Consider the following 25,488-nt stretch of genomic DNA (forward strand, 5'->3'; position numbering starts at 1 on the left):
CCTGCGGGGGGATAGCGACAATCTTGAGACCCCGCAGGGCGCAGCTCGAGGAGGCTCAAGGTCGCCCCGCGGAAAGCGAAGCCGTTTGCGAAGATTAACAGCGGTGTTAACCAGATTATTAACATTCATTACTTTTTCAGTGGCCTTGCTTCGCCCTGCGGGGTCTCCCCTGTCCCTTCCTCCCGCAGGACAAGGAAGGCTACGACAGCGATACATCGCACGAAGAAAATGCGATAGCATTTTCGAGGAGTCTTCGCGCCTTCCACTACGATCAACTTGAAAATTACCATGAAATGTACTTTGTCTTCAAGCTGAAACTAGGTACCGACATCGGCCCCTAGTCTGTAGAAGGTTTTAAGTTTTCACATCATGATGCCGCCATCCACATGGAGCACCGTCCCATTCACATAGTCCGATTCATCTGATGCCAAATACAGATACGCATTCGCAACGTCACTTGGTTTTCCAAGTCGCTGCATCGGAATGACCTGAAGTAATCCTTGGATCACCTTTTCTGGAACGGTGGCTACCATATTCGTATCCACAAATCCCGGGGCTACGGCATTGACATTAATATTCTTCCTACCAAATTCCTTTGCCCATGATTTTGTCATTCCCACCACTGCTGCTTTGGACGCGGCGTAATTCGTCTGACCGACATTACCATAAACACCACTCACCGAAGATGTGTTAATAATTTTCCCTTTTCCATTTTCCAGCATATGCGGGACCACTGCCTGCGTACAATTAAAGACACCGTTGACATTGACATCCATCACCTTTTGAAAGTCTTCTCCGGTCATTTTCAAAAGCATGTTATCTTTTGTAATGCCTGCATTGTTTACTAATATATCAATCTTGCCAAATCTTTCTTTTACCATGGAGACCATCTCCACAACCTTTTCCTGATTGGCTACATCCACTTGATAGAATGACGCCTCTCCTTCCGCTTGCAGTTCTGCCGTCCTTTGTTCTCCTATTGATGCATCATAATCCACAAGGGCCACCTTTGCCCCCTCTTTTAGAAATAGTCGTGCAGCTTCCAAACCAAGTCCATTAGCCGCACCGGTAATGATAGCAATTTTCCCCTCTAATCTCATTTGTACTGTTCCTCCTGTTTGAATACGAATGATGTAATCGCTTGCAATAACTGTGGTAGATCATCTACTTGTGCAGAGTGTCCGCACCCTTTCAATGTAACAAGCGTTGCCACTTCGCCAAGATCCTCCATTATTTCGATCGCCATCTGTTCTGATATGACAAGGTCTTTTTCTCCTGCCAAAACGAGTACAGGGATATGGATATTTTTTGCTTCCCCAGTACCTTCTTTCAATCCATTATGTTGGGTACTGATGTTGAATGTATTAAGTGCATGCAATATTTCTGGATAGTTACGTTGTGTCAACATATCTTCCAAATATGCTTCATAACGAACGGCTTCCGGTTTATTATCATGGTAAATGGCATAGTCCCAAATCATTCTTAGTACATCCTTATTCCGTGATTCATAAGCCTTGGAAATGGTGATGGTCCTTGTCTTGTCTTCCAATACCTGGTCATAGTTTGATAATCTTTTTGCAAAATCCGGTTGACCGCTTTCATCGGTCTCGTACATCGGATATCCTCTTGTGGATGCGGAAGCAAGCAAAATAAGTTTTTCCGCATATCCCGGATGATCGGAAACGAACTGCATGGCCACAGCCCCACCAGTAGACCAACCTACAATTGTAAAGCCTGATAGCCCCAACTCGTTCACTAACAGTTTCATGTCAGTCGCCAAGTCCTTGATGGAATATATTTTCTCGTTATAAGTGGATTCACCGAACCCCCTCATATCCACTGCGACAAGGTGAAAAGAAGAATCTATGTTTTCCATCAGGAGGTCCCAATGCTTGGAAGAAGTCATATTTCCATGGATGAGGACGATGGTTTTCCCGGGACCTTCACGTTCCCTATAGCCATAAGTCTCGCCATTCGGCAGTTTCACTTGCTTTTGTACGATCATTAAAAAAACCTCCTTTAAGGTTTCCCCCATTGAATAGTCGTGGCTCCCCACGCATAGCCTATACCTGCACTCACAAGTACAATTATGTCGCCACCTTTAATTCTGCCTTGCTGCAAAGCAAGCTCTAGAGAAAGAATCTGATCAATTTGCCCGATGTGGCCATAGTTTTCTAGATAGATAGATTGATGTTCCCTCAAGCCAAGTTCCTGAAGCACATAATCATGGGCCGATTTTTTCATATGGAGAATTCCGAGATAATCCACATCTTCTTGGGTATAGCCGCTTTTTGATAATGACTCTCTTATCACTTTCAGGAAGTTATTCATTGATTTTTCTTCTAGTCTTGATTTCATCCCTTCAGGATCGAGTACATCCAGCTTATTTCTCTTTAATTCCAAAGCTTCTGCTGAAATGGGGTATTTCGTTCCACCGGCAACCACGACAACATCTTCCGAAAAGGAACCGTCCGTAATAAGATGGGAAGACAATACCGTATTCCTCCCATAGTCTTTTTTTAGAAGGATGGCACCCCCTCCCGCTCCAAGGTTATACATGAAACGGGTGCGGGGGTTTGTATAATCAATAAAATCTTCATTGCGATAACCACCTGCAAGCAAGACGGTCCTAATGGATTCATCCGCTACCATCATGTCCTTTGCCAGCTTCATCCCCATTATCGTGGTTCCGCAACGCAATGCCATATCAAACCCCACTGCATTTACCGCCCCAAGGTGTTTTTGCATATAAAGGGCTGCCGTCCATAAAGGATATTCCTTATGCTCTTCTCCGATATAGATGATCAGGTCTATTTCTTCCGGAGCAACATCCCCTTTTTTCAAGGCAATTTGTGCAGCTTTTATACCCATTTCACAGGTATGATCCTCATAAGAGGCCACAGGCTTGGATTTTATACCAAGTTTTGCTTCCACCACCTCTATAGGTATTCCAGATTTTTCGGCAATCTCCTTGCTGGTCATGAATTTTTCTGGAATAAATGTGCCGACACTGACAATTCCGATGTTTGTCATGACCTCACCCACTTAGTTTTTCTTTCATATATTCACTTACTTTTTCAAAGGAAGTTACGGTAATTTCCTCTTCTCCTTGCACATGGCTGACTGTTATTCTCCATACCGGAGTCGGTTGTCCCGCATCCAATAAACTTGTGCAACGAACAATAAAGGATGCTACGTGAGGCTGACTGACCATTCCTTCTCCTCCTCTCACCCTGAAATATCCTTTTCGTTTTGACCCGTGATTTGCGTTCCTTTTTTTCTAACCCACCACATTTTCACGGTACCTACAATACCTTGCGGGAAAAACATCACCACCACGATATAGAGGATCCCAAAGAAAATGATCCAGCGTTCAAATATCCAATGCACCTTCGCAAGGTCTGTCAACCAGTGGTGCGCAAACTCTATCAATCCTGCTCCAATAATGGCACCCACCAACGTGCCTACACCTCCAATGATGGTCATCAACAAAGCATCAAGCGTGACATCCACCGCAAAGACGGAGGTATTGACAAATCTTAGAGTCAAAACATAAAGACTGCCTGCAAAACTTGCAAGGATCCCTGCCACCACACTGGCTATTACTTTATAATGCAATACATGATATCCGAGCGATTCTGTCCGGTCCTCATTTTCCCTTATCGCTTGGAGGACCTTCCCTACTGGGGAATGTGTAAATCTCCTTAATAAAAGAAAGATCATCATCATAAGAATCAATGCGATCAAATATAAATTCAATCTGTCTCTTAAAGGATCCGGGATACTGAAAGTAAATCCATCGTTCCCAAAGGTTAGTGTTCTCCATTTTTCCGCCAACACCAAGAAAAGCCCTGAAAAAGCTAGTGTTAACATCGCATAAAAATGACTTTTCAATCGGAGGGAAAGCATGCCAACGATATAACTGACAATCCCTGCAATGATGGCACCCACTAATACTGCCAGCAGAAGCATGGGAATGGTACTATCATATTGCTTCAGCATGATTCCTGTTGAGTAGGCACCGATACCGAAGAACATGGCATGACCAAAAGAAACGATCCCTGTATAACCGAGCAAGATATCATAGCTCATTGCAAAAATGGCAAAAAGGAAGATTTGGGTGAACATGATTAAAAGAGTACGAGAGTCCGTGACAAAAGGGAGGGCAAGAAGCATCAGGAAAATAATGAAATACACCGTATTGGATTTTGTCATATATCTGTTCATGCGCTCACCCCTTTACTCCAAATAGACCTTGAGGACGGAAGATCAAGACTATGGTCATCAGCAGCATGTTGACTGCCAGAGCTAAGTCTGGTACGAAATATGCCATAAATGATCCACTTATTCCTACCAAGATGGCTGCAAGGACCGAACCTGTAATACTTCCCATTCCGCCGATGACCACCACAATGAATGCCAATATCCCAAATTCAAGTCCCATCTCTGCATAGATGACTCCAGAATATGGTCCAAGCAGCATCCCCCCGAGTGCGGCCATTGCCGCTCCCGCCATGAACACAAGCATGAACACCCTTTTTATATTAATGCCCAGAGCCTGCACCATCTCCTTATTAATAACACCCGCACGAACGATAAGACCTATTTTCGTGTTTCTTAAAATATAGAAAATGACTCCAAATACAAGTGCACCTATTACAATGATGAACACACGGTATTTAATGATGATGATATCCCCAAACTCCCAACTCCCGCTCAAATAAGAAGGGGTTCTCGCGCTGAGCTGATTGGGGCCGAATACCACTTTGATCATCTCACTTAACACAAGCATGACCCCTAACGTAATCAGGATCTGCTGTACATGGTTTCCATAGACAGGTTGAATGATATAACGCTCTAACGCCAAGCCTAAAATAAGTCCAGTTCCTATTGCAGCAATTATTCCAATCATAAAGCTGCCTGTTGCCGTGTACACCCATATTCCGGAGAAGGCGCCCCAGGCAAATAGCCCTCCATGAGCAAAGTTCAGAACATCCATTAGACCAAATATCAATGTTAGACCAGCAGCAAGCAAGAATATCAGCATTCCCGTTGCCAATCCGTTAACTGTCAGATTCACAATTACTTCCACGTATCGCCCCTCCTATTATGCAATTCCAAGATAATTTCTCTTTAGTTCCTCATCCTCCTTCAGTTCATGCATGAGGCCATGATGTACCGTCCTACCGTCGTCCAATATATAAAAGCAGTCCCCGATTGTACTGGCCATGTAAAAATTCTGCTCTACCAAGATGATGGTCGTTTCTTTTTTCATCTCTTGGATGGAGTTCATCACTTTTTCCACCATGATTGGAGCAAGTCCCTTACTTGGTTCATCTATTAATAACAGCTTGCTATTATTTATATAGGCCCGGGAGATTGCCAGCATCTGCTTTTGTCCACCGCTTAAATTCCCACCTCGTTTTTTCCAATATGTCTTTAAATCTGGGAAAAGATCGAGAATCCAATCCAATTTTGCCCGTGTTTCGTCATCATTCTTTCTCATGGCGACCTTCATATTTTCCTCCACTGTCAATTCACCGAAGACACCTTGATCTTCTGGGACATAGCCTATTCCTTTATTGGCAATTTCATAGGTTGCAAGGCCGGTGATATCCTCTCCATCAAAAATAACCGATCCTTTTTGAGGAGGGTTCAATCCCATGACACTTCTGAGTGTCGTTGTCTTACCAGCCCCGTTCCTCCCTAAAAGAACGGTGACCTCCCCTTGTTTTGCCTCAAAGCCAACACCTTGCAATATATGGAACTGTTCGATATACGTCTGTATTTTCTCCACTTTAAGAAGCGTCGTCATCATATAATCCTCCCAAATACGCAGACTGTACCGTTTCATTATTCATAATTTCTTCAGGAGTGCCGTCTGCCAACAGCCTACCGTTGAACAATACCGTTACAGAATCAGATAAATCCAAAATCATATCCATTTTGTGTTCAATCAAAACGATGGTCCGGTCCCCCTTTGCTTTTATCATTTTAATAACCTCCAAGATTGCAGGAACCTCTTCTATTGACATACCTGCAGTCGGCTCATCCAAGAGAAGGATTTCCGTTTCCAGCGCCAGGAGCATCGCAATCTCAAGCTTTCTCTTTTCCCCATGGGCAAGATTTTTTGCTAAAGAGTGGGCTTTGTTCTCCAACAGCACCGTCCTCAACAATTCCATTGCCCGCTTTTCAAATTCCTTAAAGTGAAGAAAGTGATAAAACATGTTATACCGGACGCCTCTTTGTGATTGAACAGCCAGGCGAACATTCTCCAACACGGTCAGATTGGGAAACACATTTGTTATTTGAAAGGAGCGACCAATTCCTTTTCTCGTCCTTTTCATCGGAGGGAGCTTTGTAATGTCCTCCCCTTTCCAGAACACTTCCCCCTTTGTCGGCTTTAACTGGCCACTCAACAAATTAAAAAAGGTTGTTTTTCCTGCCCCATTCGGACCGATAATGGACTTGAAATGAAATGGTTCGACTGAAAAATTCACGTGGTCCACTGCCACATGCCCACCAAAGTTTATCGTTAAATCCTTTGTTTCTAAAATAGGATTCAAAGTTACTGCCTCCTTTTTTTTCAAGGGTTTTATAGACAAAGGAACCTCAGAGCAGCGCCCCAAAGTTCCTTCCCCCTTCTTACTGATTATTTCGAACTGGTGGCGCTGTTTCCTCAGGAGTCAGTTCCCTCATCAACACAGGAACCGGATAATCAAAACCATCCACTTTCTCCAGACGCACAGCATATAAAGTTTGTAGCGCCTGATGATCTTCAGCACGGAATGTCATTTGACCCTTTGGAGTATCAAAGCTCATCCCCTCCATGGTCTCAATGATTAGTTCCGCATCCGTATCACCTTCTGTTTTCTTCAGCGCCTCCACAATTGCTATGGCAGCACTCATTCCTCCAGGAGTAAATAGATCCGGAACTTCCCCATTGAATTTCTCCTTATGCTTTTCCACCAGCCAATCATTGACCGGATTGTCTGGAAGTGTGTGATAGTAAACCGAGAATCCTTCCATTCCTATCAACTGCTCCATCGTATATAATGCTGCAATATCTGGAGCACCCGTGGATATTTTTATTCCTCTTTCTTGAACTTTCATATCGGAGATCTGATTCCATGGTGAATTTGCACCTGCCCATACTACAAACAGATAATCAGGCTTAGCATCCAGGATTTTCTGAATATTAGAGGTAAAATCGGTTGCTGCCGGATCTGCGTATTCTTCCAAAACAATTTCAGCCCCAAGGTCCAATGCAGCTTCTTTAAAAGCGGCAACTCCATCATGCCCAAATGAATAGTCTGGTGCCAATGTAGCTATTTTTACCCCTTCACCAGCAATTGCAGCTGCACCGGCCACTGCATCTTGGGAAGAGTTTCGTGCTGTGCGGAAAATATACTTGTTCCAATCCGCTCCAGTAATACTATCTGCTACCGCTGGCTCGACCAGCATCACCTTTTCATATTCTTCCGCTAGCGGAAGCACTGCTAAAGTATCTCCAGAACTAGAAGATCCCACTAAAAAGTCCACTTTGTCATCTTCCAATAACTTTGTAGCTTTTTGAATGGCTACTTCCGGTTTGGTTTCTGTATCTTCCACTACAAACTCAATTTTGTGGCCGTTCACTTCCATGGTTCCTTCTGTTGCATACTCTAGACCAAGTTCAAATCCTTGCACTGTCTGCTTTCCATACGTTTCAAGCGCTCCAGTCAGAGAGGCTAGCACACCAACCTTGATTACCTTATTACCTCCATCTCCGCTTGAGTCTGCGTCTGTCCCAGCATTACTGTCACTGCATCCGGCCAAAACGAGCAAAATCATGCATAGAAGCAAAAAACCTGTCTTCCACTTTTTCATCTACCTTCCCCCTCAACCCATTGATTTGTAAAGTTGTAGTATCAGCATATATGGTGGCGGTTACAAACGGGTTACAAGCAGGTGGAAAAATTAAACCCCACCATCCTGGCGGGGTTTAATTTGCTTTTCCTAATACCATATCGTACATCTGCTTCGTAGAAAACATCGGCTCCACACCGAGCTCACTTTCCAAATACTGCTTGCACTTAGCAAACCACTTCATTGCTTGTGACCGATTGTTTTTTTGATAATAACAGAACATCAACAGGCGATATGCCTCTTCCCATGTTGGATCCTTTTCAATCACTCTCTCGCACCATTGTATGGCGGCATCATACTCTTTTCGTGCCACCAAAAGCTGAGCAAGCTTTTCACTGCATCGCAAATAGTAGACTAAAAGACGTTCCCTCTCATTCAGGCACCAATCCGCATACTTTTGGTCAGGAAGAAAGTCCCCTTTATATAAAGCCAACGCTTTTTCCAAAAATGATTGTGCCTTAGCAGGATCCTGTTCTTCCAGCCCTGCAGATGCAAACGATTCAAATTCGATAGCATCTACTATATACCCGCTATTAGGGCTCAATCCGTACGAATTTCCTTCTCTTTGAATGAAGAAAGGCTCTGTTCTTGCCTTCCTTTCAGGCTCTAAAGCATTGTTCAAGGCATTCAAGGCGACCTTAAAATCCCTTGTCATGGATTTTTCCGGTACATTCGGCCACAATGCCGCAAAAATTTCATCTCGTACTACGTGATTGTTTCTTTTTGTTACGAAGTACTCCAGCAGTTCTTTTGCCTTTGCACGTTGCCAGTCTTTTGCATCCACTTCCTTATGACCCAACCAGACCCTGAAATTTCCCAACGCTTGGATTTTCAAGGTGTAACCAGGATGGTTCTGAACATTTGAGAAGCCAAGCTCATTTAACAAGGATGTGACATATTCTCGCTGGATGCCCCTATTTTGCGCTTCCATTAGAAGTGGCGTAAACCGTTGAAGGTCACTTGGCCCAAAAGTGGTTCGATTAAATAGGATAAATTCATAGTTTCCTGTTTGTAAAGAATTCAAAAATGAATTGATGGAATTGGGGAAAGCATTCCACTCTTGGCGTTCATAATGATAAATAGATTCCCATAAATTCAGAAGCATTTCTGCATACTTGTCTCCACACTTACGTAAAAGCTTACTTGCACGAAGGCCATAAAATTCTACTCTTTCCCACTTAGTATTTTGAATGGAAGCAATTTTCATTGCGAGGTAGATGAGACCTGAGAGCCAATTGTCTTTTACCTCTTCGGTTTCTTTCAATGCTTCTTCCCCGCAGAGAACGGCTTTCTCGTAGGCTCCCTGGTATGTATATAAAATACACAACCCCATGTTTGCCTCTGCCTTCCCTCGAGAAACATTCAATTCTTCCATAATCTCCAGTGCGGTCTGATAACAGTCCTTTGCAAGAACACTATCGTATACCTCCATCAACTGTACGGCATGTCCAAGGCGTATCCAGCCACACGCTTCCACAAAGGGAGCTTGAAGCTTGATTCCTTGTTTAATCCCTGCATCAGCAAGTCCCTTTGCCTGATCTGCATTGCCGATAAATGCTTCCACAAGTGATAATAGAAGATCTGTCTCTCGGTGTGATTGAGGCAGTGCCCCATCAGTCTCCCCTTTCTTCTTGTTCAGTAAAAGTTTCTTCGCCATCTGCAAGTTTCCAGAACGCAACAAGATCCTGGCTTCCAAGTTCCCCGCCTTTTCCTGTTTATAAACTGTATCCAGCTTTTCAAACCATTCCAGTGCTTTCCCTGCATGACCAGCATTTAAAAGGTTTTCTGCCATAATCGCATAAAGTTGATTTTCTTCCGATTTTTCAATAGGACAGGTTTGCAGCATTTTAATCGCTTCTGATAGTACTCGCTCCGCCTTAATTGGTTGGATAGTATCCAAATATATTTTAGCAATTCCTTTTAGGGACCTTATGATCACAAGTGAATCCCCAGATATCCTGGCAGCATCCAAACCTTTCTTATACGCTGCTTCTGACTCTTCATATTGACAGCGATAGCGCAGGATCTCGCCTTGAATATACCACAGCATATAATATCTATCTTTAGTAGGGACATTTATTTTGAGCAGTTTTTCCAGTACATAGGAAAGCTGTCCTTGTTCCAGAAGTTGAACCCCATGTTCATGAATCAGCGCTCCGATAGAGGAATAATCATTAATTTTTTCAAAGTGCGCGATGGCAGGGAGAATATCCCTTTGCTTCATATACCATTTGGCACAGCGCTTATGCAATTGCATGTATTGTAAATCTTGTACTTTAAGCCTTCTTTCCAGGAATTCTTTGAACAGGGCATGATATCGATATCTGTCCTTTCCATTGACGGTGATGAACAGGTGACGTTCTGTCAGGGATTGCAGCATATAATTGGAACCATTGATTCCAAGAACTTCATCACATATCTCCCCGCTAAGCACATCCAATATGGATGTCTGTTCTAGAAATTGCTGTACCATAGGTGTCTGTTTCATGAACACTTCCGTAGCCAAGTATTTGAACAAATCTTCCAATGTTCCTTGAGTCATGAACAGTACATCTGTGGATGCTTGCTCTACAAGGCGCTGACTCAATAAGCCTAATGCCATGACCCACCCCTCTGACAAAGAATAAATTAGTTCTATATCCTCTGTGTTTACATCAAGCATATAAACATCTTGTAGAAGCACCTCCACTTCGTCTTTGGAGAATTTAAGGTCGTCCTCCGTTATTTCCATGAGCTCATTTTTCACTTTCATCGCTGTAACCATTTCCCAATCAGGCCTTTGCCTAGTTATTAAAATTAAATGGAGATTGTTTGGGATATGATGCAGCAACCAATGGAACCATATAATAATTTCGGTATTGTTCTGGACAAAATGAAAGTCATCTATTATTAGAATGAGAGAATTTTGGATCTTGGCTATTTCATTAATGAATAAGGAACAAAAGTCTTGAACTTCTTCCTCACGGATATACCTGTCCATTCTATCAAGGAAATATAATAGATTTTCGCCAAACTCACCATTTTCATTTCGAATGGAGTGGATAACGTATCTGAGAAAGGGAATTAATTCATCATCAAGTTCTGTTGCGGTATACCAACAGGTAATAGCATCAAACGCAGGTACAAATGATGCCACAATGGTACTTTTTCCATATCCAGGTCCAGAGTGGACCATGGTGACACCGAAGTTGGTAACCGCTTTCAATTTTCTTGCAATCTTAGCTCTCCTAAGGACATACTCTTTGACAGTTGGTGCCGTAATTTTGGTTTGCAATATGGTATCTTGAGAAATCATCAACCCGCCTCCTTTTTTCAGAATCTTCTTAATTCAATTATAATTATTTACACTTCCAATATCACTAAAAAGAACAGCTTTTCTACACAAAAGCTGTTCTTTACTTGAAAGTTGTATTAAATTCATCAAACGGCCAATAACGGACATGAACCTTACCAACAATATTCTCTATCTCTACAAAACCGAAATGCCTGCTGTCCAAGCTATTGAGCCTATTATCCCCGATGACGAACACATGACCTTTTGGCACCTCTTTTTGCCCGGTAAGCTCTTCAAGGGAAAAGTCTCCGGTGAAATTCCCTCCGAATACCTTTAAATGATCGGAACGGATAAACGGCTCCATAACAAGTTCACCATTCACATATAGCATATCCTGCTTATATTCTATCTGATCTCCCGGAAGGCCGATCACTCTTTTCACATAATTGTACTCAGCATTTTCCTGTTGAAAAACTACTACGTCAAAACGTTCAGGCTTGGTAAAGGAGTAGACCATCTTATTGACCATGAGGAAATTTCCCTGTTCCAAGGTGGGATTCATGGAATGCCCTTCCACAATATAATTAGAAAAGAAAAGCGCACGAACCATAAGCACCAAAAGGAATGAGACAATCAACCATTTCATTGTCGATTTACGTTTTGTGATCTTTTCTTTCAAGTCATAACCCCCGAATTTCTATCTCATAGGACTTTAGTACTTTAATATTATCACAATATACTGAATTCTTACAAATAAATCTTATTCATGGCTCTTTTTGTATACTCTGATGCTTTTATGTAGAGCTTATTTATCCCCTGACAGCTGCAGGCGCAACTCTACTTTCTTCCCGATGAACCACAACACCAGCATGATGGTGATTGCAATTGCCGTTTTGATAGGGGCCCTTATGAAGGATAACAGGTCATAACCAATATAGCTGATGGTAAATATCATGACCATTTTCCCAGCCACAAGGGCAAGGAAGAATTGATAAAATTTTATCTTGGAAAGTCCTGCGACCACGTTGATTAAAAACGATGGTGTAAAAGGGAAACATAGCAAAAAGAAAATAGGACCAAATCCATGGCGTTCTATCCAGGACATCGTTTTCCTGATTTTTTCTTTTCTGAGCAAGGCCTGTATTCGGCGGCTTCTCTTTAGTTTATGTACAAAATAGTAAACAATCACCGCCCCCACCACGGAACCCGCCCACGAAATCAAGAAACCCATCCAGAGTCCAAAAGCAGCAGCATTAGCCATGACGATGACAATCAGTGGTAAAAAGGGCAAGAATGCTTCCAGTACCACCAACAAAAAGCCAGGAAGCATACCAAATGATTGATATTCTTCCAAAAGCTCAAGTAGATTCTCCATTGTCAGTAAATCCTTGATATATTCGATAAATTCCATTATGTTATCTCCACTTCTGTGCAAATCATTCTCTCTCTATTGTACTAGTTATTCCTTTATTCCCCCAATAAATAACTTCAATTTTAAAACAATCTATTTATTAATTTACCATCGGCAACCTAACCACACTATTTTCCATGGATTTTTCTGTATTTTACCATATGTAATTTCTCAAATATAAAGATGCTTTTGTAAAATTGGATATTGTATTCTTCTCCATCCTCAAGCGACCAGCAAGTGGAAAGTACACCATGCGCAAAGCCCCAGGCCAGTATCCTCCTTTCATCTAGTTGAAGTCTTTCGACTAAAATATCGATTCTTCTTGCGAGGATCGGTTCGATATTTTCCTCAGGGAGTTTATTTAAAAGGAATTGTATCGTATCGTATTCCCGTTCCCCTACCAACCCTTTAGGATCGATGGCCAGCCATGAAGATCCCGACTTTAATATATTGTAGTGGTGTAGGTCACCATGCAGGATATACCGCTGATTTTTCTCCTCCAGCAAACTACGGAAGGTGTGTATCGCTTTTTGAAGGAGTTCTTGGGTAATCGGGGCTCTTCCTTTCGGATGTTTCCTGTGGAAATTTAGCAGGCTCCGCTCTCTTTCTTCTATTTTGGGCAGATTCAAACCTGATGTTTCCGGTATCCATAATTCCCCCATGATAGCAGCAGCAATTTCCGTTGTTTCTATGTCATCTTCGTGAGTTGCAAGCGTGTTTCCCGGAGTCAGACGTTCCAAGATCAATATCCCTTTTTCTACTTCCGTCTCGATGATCCGGACCATACCGATTCCATCAAAATATCTTAGTGCTTCCACTTCAGAATGAAACTCCTTATTGGGGACAGAGAGCTTCAGGACCACCTCTCCACCATCCTCCTTTTTCGCTGGAGCCACAAAGTTATACGAGAGTTCAAAAGGTGGGAGGACCTTAAACTTCCATTTAGTCTCGCAATAATCAATCAGTGCGTCAAAATTTTTTAGCCAGACCTCCCCATTCCCTTTATGTATGTTTTTAATTGTTTGAACATAATCATTCGGTAAATTCAACATGGTCCTATTCTCCACGCTCTGTAAACGCCCAGCGGTGGCCATCAAGGTCCTCAAGTTCAAATTGGATGTCTCCCCATGGACGTGTTACAGGCTCAGTAAGAACCTTCTTCCCATTTTGATGGTCAATTGGAGTAAGTCCATTTTCTTGAACAAAGCGAAAAAATTCCTTTACATCTGAAACGGCTGCATGAACTTCAGTAATGCCCGGGTTCGTTGCATCGGTTGGATGAAGCATTACCAGTCCACTACCAAGGTGAAACCAGTGCATCCCTTCATAGCCGTGTGAGTATTGGAACCCTGCGATTTTGTACCATTCCTTGGAGTTTTCCGTGTCTTTACAAAATAATACGATATGGTCCAGGCCTTTTATCATATCGCTTGTTCCCTCCTTGTCCCCATCTAAATTAATATCTTATTCAGAAAAACAAAGCTCTCCCAAAAGGAAGAGCCCCGTCTGCCACCTATTACTTTACGCCATCCAAATACTCTACAAACCAGTTCTTGATATGCTCTAAACGGTGAATGCGCAATGCGGGATCCCCACTTCTTGATAGTTCATGATTAGCACCTGGGAAACGTACCAGCTTTGTCGTTTTGCCTTGTTTTTTCAGGGCAATGAATAGCTGCTCCGCTTGTTCCACTGGACAACGATAGTCTTTTTCTCCATGAAGGATTAACAATGGCGTATTCACATCTCCCACATATTTGATTGGGGAATGTTCCCAGAGCTTCTCCACATTGTCTCCCATATCGCCTTTCACTTCCCACTCGGAGAAATAATAGCCGATGTCACTGACACCATAGAAGCTAAGCCAGTTTGAGATAGATCGTTGTGTTACGGCTGCTTTAAACCGGTCTGTATGACTTACCACCCAGTTCGTCATAAAGCCGCCATAGCTGCCACCTGTTATACCCAGATTATCTTTATCGATGAAGTCGAATGTGTCAAGCGCATATTCCATCGCAGCCATCACATCAAGATAATCTTTTCCTCCGTAATCACCGCGCACGGCATCAACAAACTCCTGGCCATACCCATGACTACCACGCGGGTTAGTGAATAACACGACAAAACCTTGTGCCGTCAAGGTTTGGAATTCATGGAAATACGTATTGGCATACATGGCATGAGGACCGCCGTGCACTTCCAGAATCGTCGGGTATTTTTTGCCCGCTTCAAATCCTGCAGGTTTCATGATCCATCCATGGAGATCCCAACCATCTGGTGCTTTGTAGCGGATAGGTTCTGCCACACTTAATTCGACTTCATTTTTCCAAGGTTCATTGACATTTGTCAATCGCTTTCTTGATTGTGATCTGAAATCAAGATGGTAAAGTTCGCCCGGATCAGTTGAGTTGCTTACACCCACTATCGCCTCATGCGTGTCAGTCAGCATACTCACCGCATAGACATGCTCATCAGGAAGATGGATCGGATACATCGATCCATCCAAGGAACCAAAGTAGATTCCTGTTCCTCCCTGGTCACTCATCAGAAAATAAAACCCTTCACTATCCTCCGCCCACATAAGACCCGGATTCACATTTCCGGAATGGAAATCGCCAATTGCCACATCCCCAACCTCCACATCGAGGTTCTCTGTTAGACAGTGCGTTTCACCTGATGCAAGTTGCGTTACCCATACACGTGTCAACGTGGCACTTTGGAATTCTTTTTCATGTCCCAGGAAACCAAGGTACTGTCCATCTGGGGAGAAGGAGATAGTGGAAAAAAAACCGTTACTATGGGTAATCTTTTTTTTCTGTTTTGTTTCAAGATCCATCACATAAACATCAGAGACCAAGGAAACATCCGGATTCTCTTCAAGATTTGCCACAAAAGCAATTTTTGTTCCATCTGGTGACCAGGCAGGACTGCCGTAATCCCTATCCCCTTCCGTAAGAAGGCTTACTTCTTTTGTTTTCAGATCCAATAAAGCAAGGTGGTCGTTTTTCTTATCAAGAAACCCTTTTGCATCCGATTTATAGCGCATTTTTTCCACTACAAGCGGTTCCGGTTTTTTCTTTTCCTCTTTTTTATCCCTTGTTGCATGCAGATCTTCCGCACCTTCCACAGAAGTACTGAATAGAATTTTTGTTCCACATGGTGACCAGGCCGGCCCTCTTGCACCATTCTTACAGAAGGTCACCTGCTCTGCTTCCCCGCCGTTCACAGGCATCACATATAGCTGGCTTTTCTCGTTCCGGTTGGAAACAAAAGCGAGCTTACTGCCATCAGGAGACCATCTCGGACTAGTGGCTCTACCCTTACCAGCTGTAAAAGGTACTGCATTCCCCTCCAAATCGCCTACGTAAATGGTGGAACGATATTCATTATCTTCTTCCTGTATCGTTGTTTGGACAAATGCATACTTACGGGAATGTTTATCCCACTGTGGATCGGTTAAAGATGTTAAACGAAACAGATCGGTTGACTCTATTTTTCTTTTTGCCATTCTAATCTCTCCCTTATGTAAAATTCTCCATTCTACTTATTTCGACAAATGAAATAATTCCCCTTTAAAAAAGATAAAAAACCCGTTTTTTTTACGAGTTTAAAAAGTAGCTTGCATAATTTTAGATTCTTGGTATAAAATAAATACGAACAAACGTTCTAAGTGTTTAGGAGGAAGGCTCGATGACCAGATTATCAAAAGAACAAATAAACCTGTTTGAACAGGCTATTTATCTTCCTTTGCTACTTATTGTCCTGGAAAGGGATACAGCGATTATCAAAGATAGCAGCATCAAATTAAAAGAACCTTACCTGACGCTGATTGACCATGTCATGCGTAAAATACAGCTTCAACTTAAAGAAATAAAAATGGACATGAAAAAACAACAGATGAAGCTCCACAAATTGAAACAGGATGAATCGTTTACTATGTATGCTTTTCTATTCAATGGGTATGAAGAACATCACAATTACTTCAACCCTCGAATCAGGAATAGAGTAAATGAGCTTTTAATGCAATATATTTTGAAAGCAGAAGAGGGCTCCACTAATGAAAAATAGGAATCGACGGGTTTGATGCAGGATTGCGCAAAGACACATGCAATTGATTATCTTCGTTTATGGACGCGTAAAATACATCCTCCACAGTAACTATTTCCTGTTTTAACAGTTCCTTCCGAAGCCATGTTTCATCTAATCCTTTGTATGCTAAAGTCTCCTTGTAGATACGACCGTCCATTATGACAGGGAATTCTATCGAATTAACATATTCTGCAGGGCGAACATCTTCCACCTTTGCTGCCTCTTTTCCAGGCTTAAGCTTTACAGAGAGATTTCCGTTCGCTTCGATTAGGGCAAAATAGACATCCTCCACCTTGAACACATCTTTTTCTCTTAGCATCTGAAGAATATTGTCAATCGAATAGCTAATCTGTTGCAAGTTCCTTATATGAAATTGCCCTTCATAAATAACCAGTGTTGGCTCAAAGGTTAACAACCTGCCTACCCGGTGATTTTTTATCTTCGCCCACGCTATTACCTTCTGTAGAAGAGCTATAGCAATAATGGCACCTGCTGTAGGAAGATGATGGATGCTGGGGTCTGCAATATCCGCACCCACCACAGCCCCAAGCGTAATGATGACGATGAAATCAAAAACGGGAAGTTCTCCGATCGATCGCTTTCCCATATACAAAGTAATGATCAACATAAGCGGTAGAATGGTAATGATTCTACCCAGCACCTTTATAAAATCCAAGAATAGTTCCACTCTTCTCTCCCTTTCTGTCTGCCTTAGTGAAAAATTGGTATGCTTTTTGTATAGCCTGGGTTTCTCATGGTAATATTCAATCTGTTCTCTTCATTGATTGCCGCATAGAAGACATCTTGCATATTTACAATGTCTCCTTTCAGTAGCTCCTCCCTCAACCAAGCTTCATCCAAACCTAAATGCTCCAATGCTTGTTGCTGTATTCTCCCATCCATGATGACGGTATATTCAAACGAGGGTTTCAACTGAGCTGACTGCAAATCTTCCTTTTTCACTAATTCTTTTTCCGGTTTTAATTTCACAGATAGCTCCCCGTTCGCTTCAATCAATGCGAAATGGACATCTTCCAATCGAAAAACATCCTTTTCCCTTAACATCTGGAGGATATTATCAATAGAGTAACTGATCTTTCGCATATTCTTGATATGAAATTGACCTTCATAGATGACAAGGGTCGGTTCAAAGGAAAGTAGCCGCCCCACTTTATGGTTCTGCATTTTCCACCATGCGATCAGCTTTTGTAAAAGGGCAATCGCAATAATGGCACCCACAGTAGGCAGATGATGGACGTTAGGGTCAGCGATGTCTGCTCCGACTACCGACCCGAGTGTCAAAATGACAAGAAAATCAAAGACAGGAAGTTCCCCAATTGAACGTTTCCCCATGAATAGGGTTACGATGAGCATTAATGGCAGTATAGTAACGATTCGAAAAATCACCTTAACTAAATCCATGACAAGTTCCATAAAATGCATTGCTCCTCTATCCTTTTTCCTTAGCGTTATTCAAAAAGGGGAGGATATGCATATTTCTTCAAGAAAAATACGCCTTTCTTTTAAAAAGGCGTAAAACTATGACAAACCCTAATAATCTTTAGATTTGCTTTTAGTTGTTGACCTCCGTTCCAGGAGCTTCAATCAACATGAAAACTGTTATGAAATTTGATTTGCCTACACACTAACGCATTTTAAAGAAATTGGAAAGATTATCAGCATTGTAGGTCTTTATTGCCTCTCAATCGGTACATCATACCTGGTGTCGCGACAAGGCTGCGGTTTGCATTATTCCGCTTTCTATTCACTCTTTGTTGAAGCTTTGCCCGAAAAAGGGAAGTACGATGAACTTGGGCCTCATAAGAGGTTTTGGAAATGGGAAATTCCACTATGGTATTATTCGGAAACGTGACTTTAGTGGTCGCTACAGGAGTTTTTTTATATTCATAAGCGTAGTGTAGTGATATCCAGATGCAGTTTTCGTTTGTAGGTGATGCAGTGGGGAAAAAGAAAATATCATTCATCGGATCAACGACGATTGGGGGTTTGTGGGTATAGCCGGAGATGCCCTTGGTGCCTTGCTTTCTTCCTTCAAAGCTAGATCCGTAGAAGTTGCAGCTGTCTTCCATAATCTTCATGGGGGGCAATGCTACATAGATCTCTGCCTCCTCTTCAAGTACCTTTGAATACAAGTTCCCCTCCATTTCAACAGGAATGATTGCCATTGTAAATCCATTAATTTCATAGTCTACCGATATATCGACGTTATTCTTCATCTTACTCACCCTTTCCCTCCAAACCCCTTGCCAGAACATGACAAAAGACTTATTAATTTGTCTATTTATGTATATTTTCCCAGAAAACACATGTAGTGTAAAGGTTTTTAAAATATTTTAAATATTTTAAAAACTTGTTGATTTTTATGACGTTCCTCAATATACTATTAAAAAGGCTCGAGGTGAGGAACTCATGAAGAATGAGAAGTCTTATACGGAATTGATGAAAACGAAGAAGATGAACAAGAAAGTGTCCGTTGAAGCCTATATGATGAATGTGTATGTTCAGATGATCATTGATGAGTCTTTATTCCACTACCACAAAAACCTTCTGCAAGAGAAAATTGACAGTGCATTGGATGCCAATGACCCTTCCCTGTTCCGCTTACTTTCCGCCAGATATAAAAAATTCCTGAATGATTGGGGCGTTTCTGCTTAGACAGTAAAAACGCAAAATAAAGAGAAGAGCACAGTCGGCTCTTCTCTTTTTTTTTGTGAATGTTGACTTTATTTTTTTCCTTGATAAAACTGGGCTTCTTCTGTTGATCCACTTAATGCAGTTGTGGAGGAAGTGCCACCGGAAACAAGCTTTGCCACTTCATCAAAATATCCTGTTCCCACTTCACGCTGATGGCGGGTTGCCGTATAACCATACTGCTCACTATCAAACTCTGCCTGTTGAAGCTCTGAATATGCTCCCATGCCACGGTCACGGTATCCTCTTGCCAGTTCAAACATGCCGTGATTCAATGCATGGAATCCTGCTAATGTCACAAACTGGAATTTATAACCGAACTGGGCAATCTGCTGTTGGAACGTTTCAATAGTGGCATCATCCAATTTCGCTTTCCAGTTAAAGGACGGTGAACAGTTATATGCCAACAATTTGCCTGGGAACTTTTCATGTATGGCTTCAGCAAAGGCTCTTGCCTGCTCAAGGTTTGGTTCGGATGTTTCACACCAGATTAGATCGGCATATGGTGCATAGGCAAGACCACGTGCTATTGCCTGTTCAATGCCAGCTTTTGTGCGATAAAATCCTTCTGCCGTTCTCTCGCCAGTCAAGAATGCATGATCGTTTTCATCTATATCACTTGTGATAAGATCCGCTGCATCCGCATCCGTTCTGGCGATCAGGATAGTCGGCACACCCATTACGTCTGCTGCCAAACGTGCTGAGATCAGGTTTTTCACTGCCGTTTGTGTAGGCAATAATACTTTTCCTCCAAGATGGCCGCACTTTTTCTCGGAAGATAATTGATCCTCAAAGTGAACACCGGAAGCACCGGACTCGATCATCCCTTTCATCAATTCGAACACATTCAATTGACCTCCGAACCCTGCCTCTGCGTCCGCAACGATCGGTGCAAAATAATCCACTTCTTCGCTACCTTCTAGGTATTGAATTTGATCTGCACGCTGTAAGGCTTGATTGATACGTTTAACCACATGAGGCACACTGTTTGCGGGATAAAGACTCTGGTCAGGATACATATGTCCGGAAAGATTGGCATCTGCAGCTACTTGCCAACCACTCAAATAGATGGCTTTCAGTCCCGCTTTCACCTGCTGGATGGCCTGATTTCCTGTTAAAGCTCCAAGTGCATGCACATAGTCTTGTGTATGAAGGAGGTCCCAAAGTTTCTGTGCCCCTCTTTTCGCCAAAGTATGTTCGATATCAATGGAACCTCGTAGACGAAGTACCTCTTCTGCAGAATAGGGTCTTTCAATGCCATTCCATCGTTGTTCTAACTCCCAGCTTTCTTCTAACTGTGCAATTCTTTCTTCTCTTCTCATTACTAATTCCTCCTTTAGTTTAGGTATCTATTAATCTTCCAATAAATTGTAAGCTGGAAGAGTCAAAAATTCAGCAAATTCATCATCCTTGATCAGTTGTTCAAATAATGTTGCAGCCTGATCCAACTTCCCATCTGAGTAACGAGTTGGGCCTACTTTATCAAGAATGGCCCTCTTTTCTTCCTGAACCAATTGTTTGACTAACTCGAGGGTGATTTGTGTTCCATCTTCTAGTTCTGCTTGAGGATGTCTTATCCATTGCCATACTTGGGATCTTGAGATTTCCGCTGTTGCCGCGTCCTCCATCAGGTGAAAGATTGGTACAGCACCATTTCCATCCAACCATGCGGCAATATACTCCATCCCGACATGAATGTTTTTGCGCAAACCCTCTTCCGTTATCGTGCCACCTGGAATTTGCACGAGCGCTAGTGGGTCAGCAATGACATCCTCCCTCTTTCGATGAACCTGATTTTGCCCGTCCATATGCTCATTGAATACTTCAAGCGCTACGGGAACTAATGCCGGATGGGCTACCCACGTTCCATCATGTCCATCTTTCACTTCCCGAAGCTTATCTTCTCTTACTTTTGCAAATGCTTGATTATTTGCTTCTTCGTCATTTTTCACTGGAATCTGTGCCGCCATGCCACCTATTGCAAAGGCACCACGCTTATGGCAAGTCTGTATCACCAATTGCGTGTAGGCCCTCATGAAGGGTACTGCCATCGTAACTTGACTTCTGTCCGGTAAAAGGAAGGATGGGTCGTTTCTGAACTTCTTGATAAAACTGAAAATATAATCCCATCGTCCACAATTGAGCCCTGCTGCATGCTCCTTCAGCTCATACAGTATTTCTTCCATTTCAAAGGCTGCCGTAATTGTTTCAATTAAAACCGTCGCTTTAATCGTCCCTTGTTCGATTTCAAGCTCCTTTTGTGCGAAAACAAACACATCATTCCACAGTCTTGCCTCCTGATGACTTTCAAGCTTCGGAAGATAAAAATATGGAGCGCTTCCATTTTCAAGGAGCACTTTGGCATTATGGAAAAAATAGAGTCCAAAATCAAAAAGGCTTCCTGAAACTGGCTGATTGTTTATTTGAATATGCTTTTCGTCCAGATGCCATCCTCTTGGTCTCACAAGGAGTGTTGCGATCTCTTTGTTCAGTTTATATTCCTTTCCATTTGGAGCCGTGAAGTCAATTTTCCGTTGGTTGGCATCCCGTAGGTTAATTTGTCCTTCTATCATGTTGCTCCAAGTCGGGGAAGAGGCATCCTCAAAATCTGCCATAAACACCTTTGCTCCCGAATTGAGTGCATGAATAATCATCTTGCGGTCAACTGGCCCCGTGATCTCCACTCTTCTGTCTTGAAGGTCGGCTGGGATTTCATTTACTTGCCAGTCACCTGTCCGGACAGCTTTCGTGCTCTCTAGAAAGTTTAACCTTTCTCCCTGGTCGATTCTTAATTGCCGTTCTTTTCTATCCGCCAGTAATTCTTTTCGGCGGCCATTGAAGGAGTGATGCAGTTTCTCGATGAAGGATAGGGCCTCCTGTGTTAGTACAGTTTCATAGCCACTTTTAGTTTTACCTGTTACGTTGATGCCTGTTGTACCAGTATTCACGATATACTTGCTCCTCTCTTGTTATGAAACAGTTAGTATATTTGTATTGTATTATATAACAGAGTGTTCGTGATAAAAAGCCTTTTTTTAATATTTGTTTGTAAATATTTTTCGACATTGGAAAAATTACAATAAAAAAAAGCAAGCAACGCACTCTTTCACGCTGCTTACTCCTCATTAACATACCGCTCCAAATGGGCGATCCTATCAACCATTGGTGGATGTGTATATCGGAAAAATTTCACTAAGGCTGGAGGATTGACTTCACTTAAACTTGATCTCGTAATTTCCTGGAAAGCTAAAATTGCCGGCTCTGTTTCCCCAGTCAGCTCAATGGCATATACGTCTGCTTTGTGTTCCTGATGGCGCGATACTGCATTCGTAATTGGGCTTGCTAGGAAAAGAAGCAGTGACACCAGCAACAATAATAACGGAAGCGAAGCAAGTTGGCTTAAGCTGTACACCTTCAACTTCCGCCCATACTTGTCTATAACCTTATTTGCCATCCAATGAATCAGATAAAAAGCGAAGAATGAAAATACGATGTATCCACTAATTCCGATTACAATATGATTCATCACATAGTGTCCCATTTCATGTGCCATGATGAACAGAATCTCCTCATCCTGAAGGCGAGTAAGGAGCGTATCCCAAAGTACAATACGGGAGTTTCCTCCAATCCCGGTTACGTAGGCATTGATGCTATTTGTTTTCTGTGCCATATTTACTTCATACACCCGGTCTGCCGGAATATCTGATTCAGCCGCCAGGTCCAAGATTTTTTCCTCTAACACTTTATCTTGCAGTTCGGTGAAATCATTATAAAGTGGGTCAATGACCACCGGTTGGATATACATCATGAAAAATACGAACGGAATAAAACAACCCCAGGCAATCGCCCACCACCACTTTTGGAATTTATGGATGAGTATATAAAGGACCAGGACCACTATCCACATGATGAGTAGGCCTTCCCAAAAACCGACAACCTGGTCACGCATCCATCCTGAATAGGATTGAACAGTGATACCATAATCTCTTGAAAGTGAATAACGAAGGTAGCTTAATGGAAAGTGAATGACCGTGCTGAATAGGGTCAGCCAAAAAAGATAAATACCTGTCTGCAGCGTTTTATAGCTTGTTATTTTCTCTGCCCATGTTTGAATCGCCCTTGCACCACCTAAAACAAGAAGAAGGAAATAAAAGATCCATTCTACAGGGAGCGTCAGGAAATAGATGGTATTGCGTATCTTGGAATACTCTTCAGCCAATATCAGTTCTTTTTCACTCAAGAAAGTATTCGGGTCCGCTTTTGTATCGACTAGTTCAGCCGGAAGCGAAGTATCTGCTCCCACCCATATGTAAAACGTCACCGCTAAAGCATAGAGAATATAACCGACCAACGTAATAGGGACTATTTTCTTCACTTTTTCGCACCTCCTCGTCCTAGTAACCTTGTTATATTCTATGCAACAGTAAAAAAAATAAGCAGGCCTTGAAAATAAAAGCCTACTCACTTTAATTCTAGCCAACCAGCCAGGAATATACACTAAGTGCTGCTATAGAACTAATGACAACCACAATAACGTTTGCCCCTAGATAAGCGACAATACATGCAACGGCTGCACCGATAACTCCATACATGATATCTTCATTGATAAGGAAAATCCCTGGTACAATAAGTGCCCCCAGTGTGGCATAAGGTACGTTTTTCAATACCGCCTGTACGAAGGGCGGCAGTTCCTTGCCTTGGAACATGACAAAAGGAATGAGCCTTGGAAGATAGGTAACAACAGCCATACCGACTATCATGATGAGAATGGTGCTATTCATTTCTATTCTCCTCCTTCGCCCATTTATTAAGTAAAAGCTCAATCCCAACAGCACTTGAGATGGTTGCAAGCACGATAGACCATCCTGCTGGAATGCCCACTACAAGGGAAAAAACCGAATTTAGGATAGCTGCAGTCCCAGCGAGCACAACCACTTTCCGGTGCTTTTTCAAAGAGGGCATCAATAAACCAACAAACATGGCATAAAGTGCAACAGCCATACTTTCCTGAAGGGATGCAGGCAGACTGCTTCCAATTACATGTCCCACCCCGGAGCTGACCACCCAACTAGAATAGGCGATCAGGATAACCCCGAACATATATCCTGTTTGGATGAATCCCTCTTTGGTCGCCGCGACGGAAAATGTTTCGTCTGTTATCCCAAACGAGAAAAGTGATTTTTTCCAGAGAGTCTTTTCTTCCACCTTCTCATTCAAGGAAGCGCTCATCAAAAAGTGACGGATGTTCAGAATAAAAGTGGTCATGACGATCTCAAAGACTCCTGAACCAAGCACAATCATATTAAGAGACATATATTGTGCAGCTCCGGCAAATACGAGCAAGCTCATCAGCACGGTCTCAGAGACCGTTAAGCCCGCAGATTTCGCCAAAAGGCCGAACGTAATGGCGATTGGAATGTAGCCGATTGCGATGCTGACTCCAGCTTGCAACCCGTTTCGAAAAGAAGAGGTATTTCTAGCTGCGATGGTTGTTGCCACTGTGCATTTCTCCTATACTAGTAAATTGAATTATTTATAAATATACTAGTAGATTACTTGGTATGTAAAGAGTATTTCGAAATACGAGATAAATTATGTTTTATAAATAGAATTGGTTCAGGAAAATGTGCTTTCTGTTTCATGATCATGTTTGGTAGTCTTGTTTGAAAAGCGAACTTCTTTCTCTTTTCTCTTTTCGCGTTTCATACACCTCCTATGACACGCGAACTTCTTTCTCTTTCCTCTTTTCGCGTTTCATACACCTCCCATGACACGCGAATTCCTTTCTCTTTCCTCTTTTCGCGCTTCATACACCTCCTATGACACGCGAATTCCTTTCTCTTTCCTCTTTTCGCGTTTCATACACCTCCTATGACACGCGAATTCCTTTCTCTTTTCACTTTTCGCGTTTCATACACCTCCTATGACACACGAATTCCTTTCTCTTTCCTCTTTTCGCGTTTCATACACCTCCTATGACACGCGAATTCCTTTCTCTTTCCTCTTTTCGCGTTTCATACACCTCCTATGACACGCGAATTCCTTTCTCTTTTCACTTTTTGCGTTTCATACACCTCCTATGACACGCGAATTC

General features: G+C 42.4%; 25 protein-coding genes. 2 read left to right on the forward strand and 23 right to left on the reverse strand.

Annotation, left to right across the window (positions count from 1 at the left end):
- Positions 1-362 precede the first annotated feature (362 nt).
- From fabG to EKQ44_RS12290, 15 genes are all read right to left on the reverse strand, one after another.
- Positions 363-1,100, reverse strand: coding sequence for a 3-oxoacyl-ACP reductase FabG (gene fabG, locus EKQ44_RS12220; RefSeq protein WP_237663852.1), 738 nt, complete (start codon positions 1,098-1,100; stop codon positions 363-365).
- Positions 1,097-2,005: an intracellular short-chain-length polyhydroxyalkanoate depolymerase gene (gene phaZ / locus EKQ44_RS12225; protein WP_237663853.1), complete on the reverse strand. Its 909-nt coding sequence runs from the start codon at positions 2,003-2,005 to the stop codon at positions 1,097-1,099. Before phaZ ends, fabG begins: the two co-directional genes overlap by 4 nt.
- A gap of 14 nt (positions 2,006-2,019) precedes the next feature.
- Positions 2,020-3,033 (reverse strand): 3-oxoacyl-ACP synthase, encoded by a 1,014-nt coding sequence (locus EKQ44_RS12230; RefSeq protein WP_237663854.1) that lies wholly within the window; start codon positions 3,031-3,033, stop codon positions 2,020-2,022.
- 4 nt (positions 3,034-3,037) lie between these two features.
- Positions 3,038-3,214, reverse strand: coding sequence for a hypothetical protein (locus EKQ44_RS12235; protein ID WP_237663855.1), 177 nt, complete (start codon positions 3,212-3,214; stop codon positions 3,038-3,040).
- A 14-nt stretch (positions 3,215-3,228) separates the two neighbouring features.
- Positions 3,229-4,227 carry a branched-chain amino acid ABC transporter permease gene (locus EKQ44_RS12240; protein WP_237663856.1) on the reverse strand — a complete coding sequence of 333 codons (999 nt, stop codon included), beginning with the start codon at positions 4,225-4,227 and terminating at the stop codon, positions 3,229-3,231.
- 4 nt (positions 4,228-4,231) lie between these two features.
- On the reverse strand, positions 4,232-5,092 hold the full coding sequence (locus EKQ44_RS12245; protein WP_237663857.1) for a branched-chain amino acid ABC transporter permease: 861 nt from the start codon (positions 5,090-5,092) through the stop codon (positions 4,232-4,234).
- A gap of 15 nt (positions 5,093-5,107) precedes the next feature.
- Complete coding sequence (locus tag EKQ44_RS12250) at positions 5,108-5,815, reverse strand: ABC transporter ATP-binding protein (RefSeq protein WP_237664073.1); 708 nt, start codon at positions 5,813-5,815, stop codon at positions 5,108-5,110.
- Positions 5,799-6,566 carry an ABC transporter ATP-binding protein gene (locus EKQ44_RS12255; RefSeq protein ID WP_237663858.1) on the reverse strand — a complete coding sequence of 256 codons (768 nt, stop codon included), beginning with the start codon at positions 6,564-6,566 and terminating at the stop codon, positions 5,799-5,801. The genes EKQ44_RS12250 and EKQ44_RS12255 overlap by 17 nt, the downstream gene beginning before the upstream one ends.
- A gap of 79 nt (positions 6,567-6,645) precedes the next feature.
- The gene (locus EKQ44_RS12260; RefSeq protein ID WP_237663859.1) at positions 6,646-7,869 is read right to left on the reverse strand and encodes a substrate-binding domain-containing protein; all 1,224 of its coding nucleotides are present in this window, start codon (positions 7,867-7,869) and stop codon (positions 6,646-6,648) included.
- 115 nt (positions 7,870-7,984) lie between these two features.
- A complete protein-coding gene (locus EKQ44_RS12265; protein WP_237663860.1) occupies positions 7,985-11,203 on the reverse strand; it encodes a BTAD domain-containing putative transcriptional regulator in 3,219 nt (1,072 codons plus the stop codon).
- A 100-nt stretch (positions 11,204-11,303) separates the two neighbouring features.
- Positions 11,304-11,828, reverse strand: coding sequence for a signal peptidase I (gene lepB / locus EKQ44_RS12270; RefSeq protein WP_237664074.1), 525 nt, complete (start codon positions 11,826-11,828; stop codon positions 11,304-11,306).
- 159 nt (positions 11,829-11,987) lie between these two features.
- A complete protein-coding gene (locus EKQ44_RS12275; RefSeq protein ID WP_237663861.1) occupies positions 11,988-12,593 on the reverse strand; it encodes a TVP38/TMEM64 family protein in 606 nt (201 codons plus the stop codon).
- A 128-nt stretch (positions 12,594-12,721) separates the two neighbouring features.
- Complete coding sequence (locus EKQ44_RS12280; protein ID WP_237663862.1) at positions 12,722-13,645, reverse strand: aminoglycoside phosphotransferase family protein; 924 nt, start codon at positions 13,643-13,645, stop codon at positions 12,722-12,724.
- Positions 13,646-13,649: 4 nt separating this feature from the next.
- Entirely contained in the window at positions 13,650-14,018 is a 369-nt protein-coding gene (locus EKQ44_RS12285) for a VOC family protein (RefSeq protein ID WP_237663863.1), read from the reverse strand.
- 91 nt (positions 14,019-14,109) lie between these two features.
- Positions 14,110-16,101, reverse strand: coding sequence for a S9 family peptidase (locus tag EKQ44_RS12290; RefSeq protein ID WP_237663864.1), 1,992 nt, complete (start codon positions 16,099-16,101; stop codon positions 14,110-14,112).
- 182 nt (positions 16,102-16,283) lie between these two features.
- On the opposite strand from EKQ44_RS12290, the gene EKQ44_RS12295 reads away from it, so the two are divergent.
- Positions 16,284-16,661: a hypothetical protein gene (locus tag EKQ44_RS12295; RefSeq protein WP_237663865.1), complete on the forward strand. Its 378-nt coding sequence runs from the start codon at positions 16,284-16,286 to the stop codon at positions 16,659-16,661.
- On the opposite strand, the gene EKQ44_RS12300 is transcribed toward EKQ44_RS12295, so the two are convergent.
- From EKQ44_RS12300 to EKQ44_RS12310, 3 genes are all read right to left on the reverse strand, one after another.
- A complete protein-coding gene (locus EKQ44_RS12300; RefSeq protein WP_414491303.1) occupies positions 16,648-17,370 on the reverse strand; it encodes a DUF421 domain-containing protein in 723 nt (240 codons plus the stop codon). The genes EKQ44_RS12295 and EKQ44_RS12300 overlap by 14 nt on opposite strands.
- 23 nt (positions 17,371-17,393) lie before the next feature.
- Positions 17,394-18,116: a DUF421 domain-containing protein gene (locus EKQ44_RS12305; RefSeq protein WP_237663866.1), complete on the reverse strand. Its 723-nt coding sequence runs from the start codon at positions 18,114-18,116 to the stop codon at positions 17,394-17,396.
- Positions 18,117-18,358: 242 nt separating this feature from the next.
- A complete protein-coding gene (locus EKQ44_RS12310) occupies positions 18,359-18,919 on the reverse strand; it encodes a competence protein ComK (RefSeq protein ID WP_237664076.1) in 561 nt (186 codons plus the stop codon).
- A gap of 193 nt (positions 18,920-19,112) precedes the next feature.
- Here EKQ44_RS12310 and EKQ44_RS12315 point away from each other — a divergent pair, with 193 nt between their 5' ends.
- On the forward strand, positions 19,113-19,358 hold the full coding sequence (locus tag EKQ44_RS12315; RefSeq protein ID WP_237663867.1) for an IDEAL domain-containing protein: 246 nt from the start codon (positions 19,113-19,115) through the stop codon (positions 19,356-19,358).
- Positions 19,359-19,426: 68 nt separating this feature from the next.
- Here the strand turns inward: EKQ44_RS12315 and aceA are convergent, their stop codons facing one another.
- The 5 genes from aceA to EKQ44_RS12340 form a co-directional block, all read right to left on the reverse strand.
- On the reverse strand, positions 19,427-20,716 hold the full coding sequence (gene aceA, locus EKQ44_RS12320) for an isocitrate lyase (protein ID WP_237663868.1): 1,290 nt from the start codon (positions 20,714-20,716) through the stop codon (positions 19,427-19,429).
- A 30-nt stretch (positions 20,717-20,746) separates the two neighbouring features.
- Positions 20,747-22,342, reverse strand: a complete 1,596-nt coding sequence (gene aceB, locus EKQ44_RS12325; RefSeq protein ID WP_237663869.1) for a malate synthase A — start codon at positions 22,340-22,342, stop codon at positions 20,747-20,749.
- A 167-nt stretch (positions 22,343-22,509) separates the two neighbouring features.
- Positions 22,510-23,769, reverse strand: a complete 1,260-nt coding sequence (locus EKQ44_RS12330; RefSeq protein WP_237663870.1) for a M48 family metallopeptidase — start codon at positions 23,767-23,769, stop codon at positions 22,510-22,512.
- A 97-nt stretch (positions 23,770-23,866) separates the two neighbouring features.
- Entirely contained in the window at positions 23,867-24,175 is a 309-nt protein-coding gene (locus EKQ44_RS12335; protein WP_237663871.1) for an AzlD domain-containing protein, read from the reverse strand.
- Positions 24,168-24,893 (reverse strand): AzlC family ABC transporter permease, encoded by a 726-nt coding sequence (locus EKQ44_RS12340; RefSeq protein WP_237663872.1) that lies wholly within the window; start codon positions 24,891-24,893, stop codon positions 24,168-24,170. Before EKQ44_RS12340 ends, EKQ44_RS12335 begins: the two co-directional genes overlap by 8 nt.
- Positions 24,894-25,488 lie beyond the last annotated feature (595 nt).

This window comes from Sutcliffiella horikoshii (assembly GCF_021991925.1).
Lineage (GTDB): Bacteria > Bacillota > Bacilli > Bacillales > Bacillaceae_I > Sutcliffiella_A > Sutcliffiella_A horikoshii_F.

What these genes read in the sequence shown, in the direction of transcription:
- phaZ (WP_237663853.1), bottom strand. Translation starts at nt 2,005, where the DNA reads ATGATCGTACAAAAGCAAGTGAAACTGCCGAATGGCGAGACTTATGGC.
- EKQ44_RS12285 (WP_237663863.1), bottom strand. Translation starts at nt 14,018, where the DNA reads ATGATAAAAGGCCTGGACCATATCGTATTATTTTGTAAAGACACGGAA.
- EKQ44_RS12315 (WP_237663867.1), top strand. Translation starts at nt 19,113, where the DNA reads ATGAAGAATGAGAAGTCTTATACGGAATTGATGAAAACGAAGAAGATG.
- EKQ44_RS12335 (WP_237663871.1), bottom strand. Translation starts at nt 24,175, where the DNA reads ATGAATAGCACCATTCTCATCATGATAGTCGGTATGGCTGTTGTTACC.
- EKQ44_RS12290 (WP_237663864.1), bottom strand. Translation starts at nt 16,101, where the DNA reads ATGGCAAAAAGAAAAATAGAGTCAACCGATCTGTTTCGTTTAACATCT.
- EKQ44_RS12230 (WP_237663854.1), bottom strand. Translation starts at nt 3,033, where the DNA reads ATGACAAACATCGGAATTGTCAGTGTCGGCACATTTATTCCAGAAAAA.
- aceA (WP_237663868.1), bottom strand. Translation starts at nt 20,716, where the DNA reads ATGAGAAGAGAAGAAAGAATTGCACAGTTAGAAGAAAGCTGGGAGTTA.
- EKQ44_RS12295 (WP_237663865.1), top strand. Translation starts at nt 16,284, where the DNA reads ATGACCAGATTATCAAAAGAACAAATAAACCTGTTTGAACAGGCTATT.
- lepB (WP_237664074.1), bottom strand. Translation starts at nt 11,828, where the DNA reads ATGAAATGGTTGATTGTCTCATTCCTTTTGGTGCTTATGGTTCGTGCG.
- EKQ44_RS12275 (WP_237663861.1), bottom strand. Translation starts at nt 12,593, where the DNA reads ATGGAATTTATCGAATATATCAAGGATTTACTGACAATGGAGAATCTA.
- fabG (WP_237663852.1), bottom strand. Translation starts at nt 1,100, where the DNA reads ATGAGATTAGAGGGGAAAATTGCTATCATTACCGGTGCGGCTAATGGA.
- EKQ44_RS12305 (WP_237663866.1), bottom strand. Translation starts at nt 18,116, where the DNA reads ATGGAACTTGTCATGGATTTAGTTAAGGTGATTTTTCGAATCGTTACT.
- EKQ44_RS12280 (WP_237663862.1), bottom strand. Translation starts at nt 13,645, where the DNA reads ATGTTGAATTTACCGAATGATTATGTTCAAACAATTAAAAACATACAT.
- EKQ44_RS12240 (WP_237663856.1), bottom strand. Translation starts at nt 4,227, where the DNA reads ATGAACAGATATATGACAAAATCCAATACGGTGTATTTCATTATTTTC.
- EKQ44_RS12310 (WP_237664076.1), bottom strand. Translation starts at nt 18,919, where the DNA reads ATGAAGAATAACGTCGATATATCGGTAGACTATGAAATTAATGGATTT.
- EKQ44_RS12265 (WP_237663860.1), bottom strand. Translation starts at nt 11,203, where the DNA reads ATGATTTCTCAAGATACCATATTGCAAACCAAAATTACGGCACCAACT.
- EKQ44_RS12235 (WP_237663855.1), bottom strand. Translation starts at nt 3,214, where the DNA reads ATGGTCAGTCAGCCTCACGTAGCATCCTTTATTGTTCGTTGCACAAGT.
- EKQ44_RS12250 (WP_237664073.1), bottom strand. Translation starts at nt 5,815, where the DNA reads ATGACGACGCTTCTTAAAGTGGAGAAAATACAGACGTATATCGAACAG.
- EKQ44_RS12260 (WP_237663859.1), bottom strand. Translation starts at nt 7,869, where the DNA reads ATGAAAAAGTGGAAGACAGGTTTTTTGCTTCTATGCATGATTTTGCTC.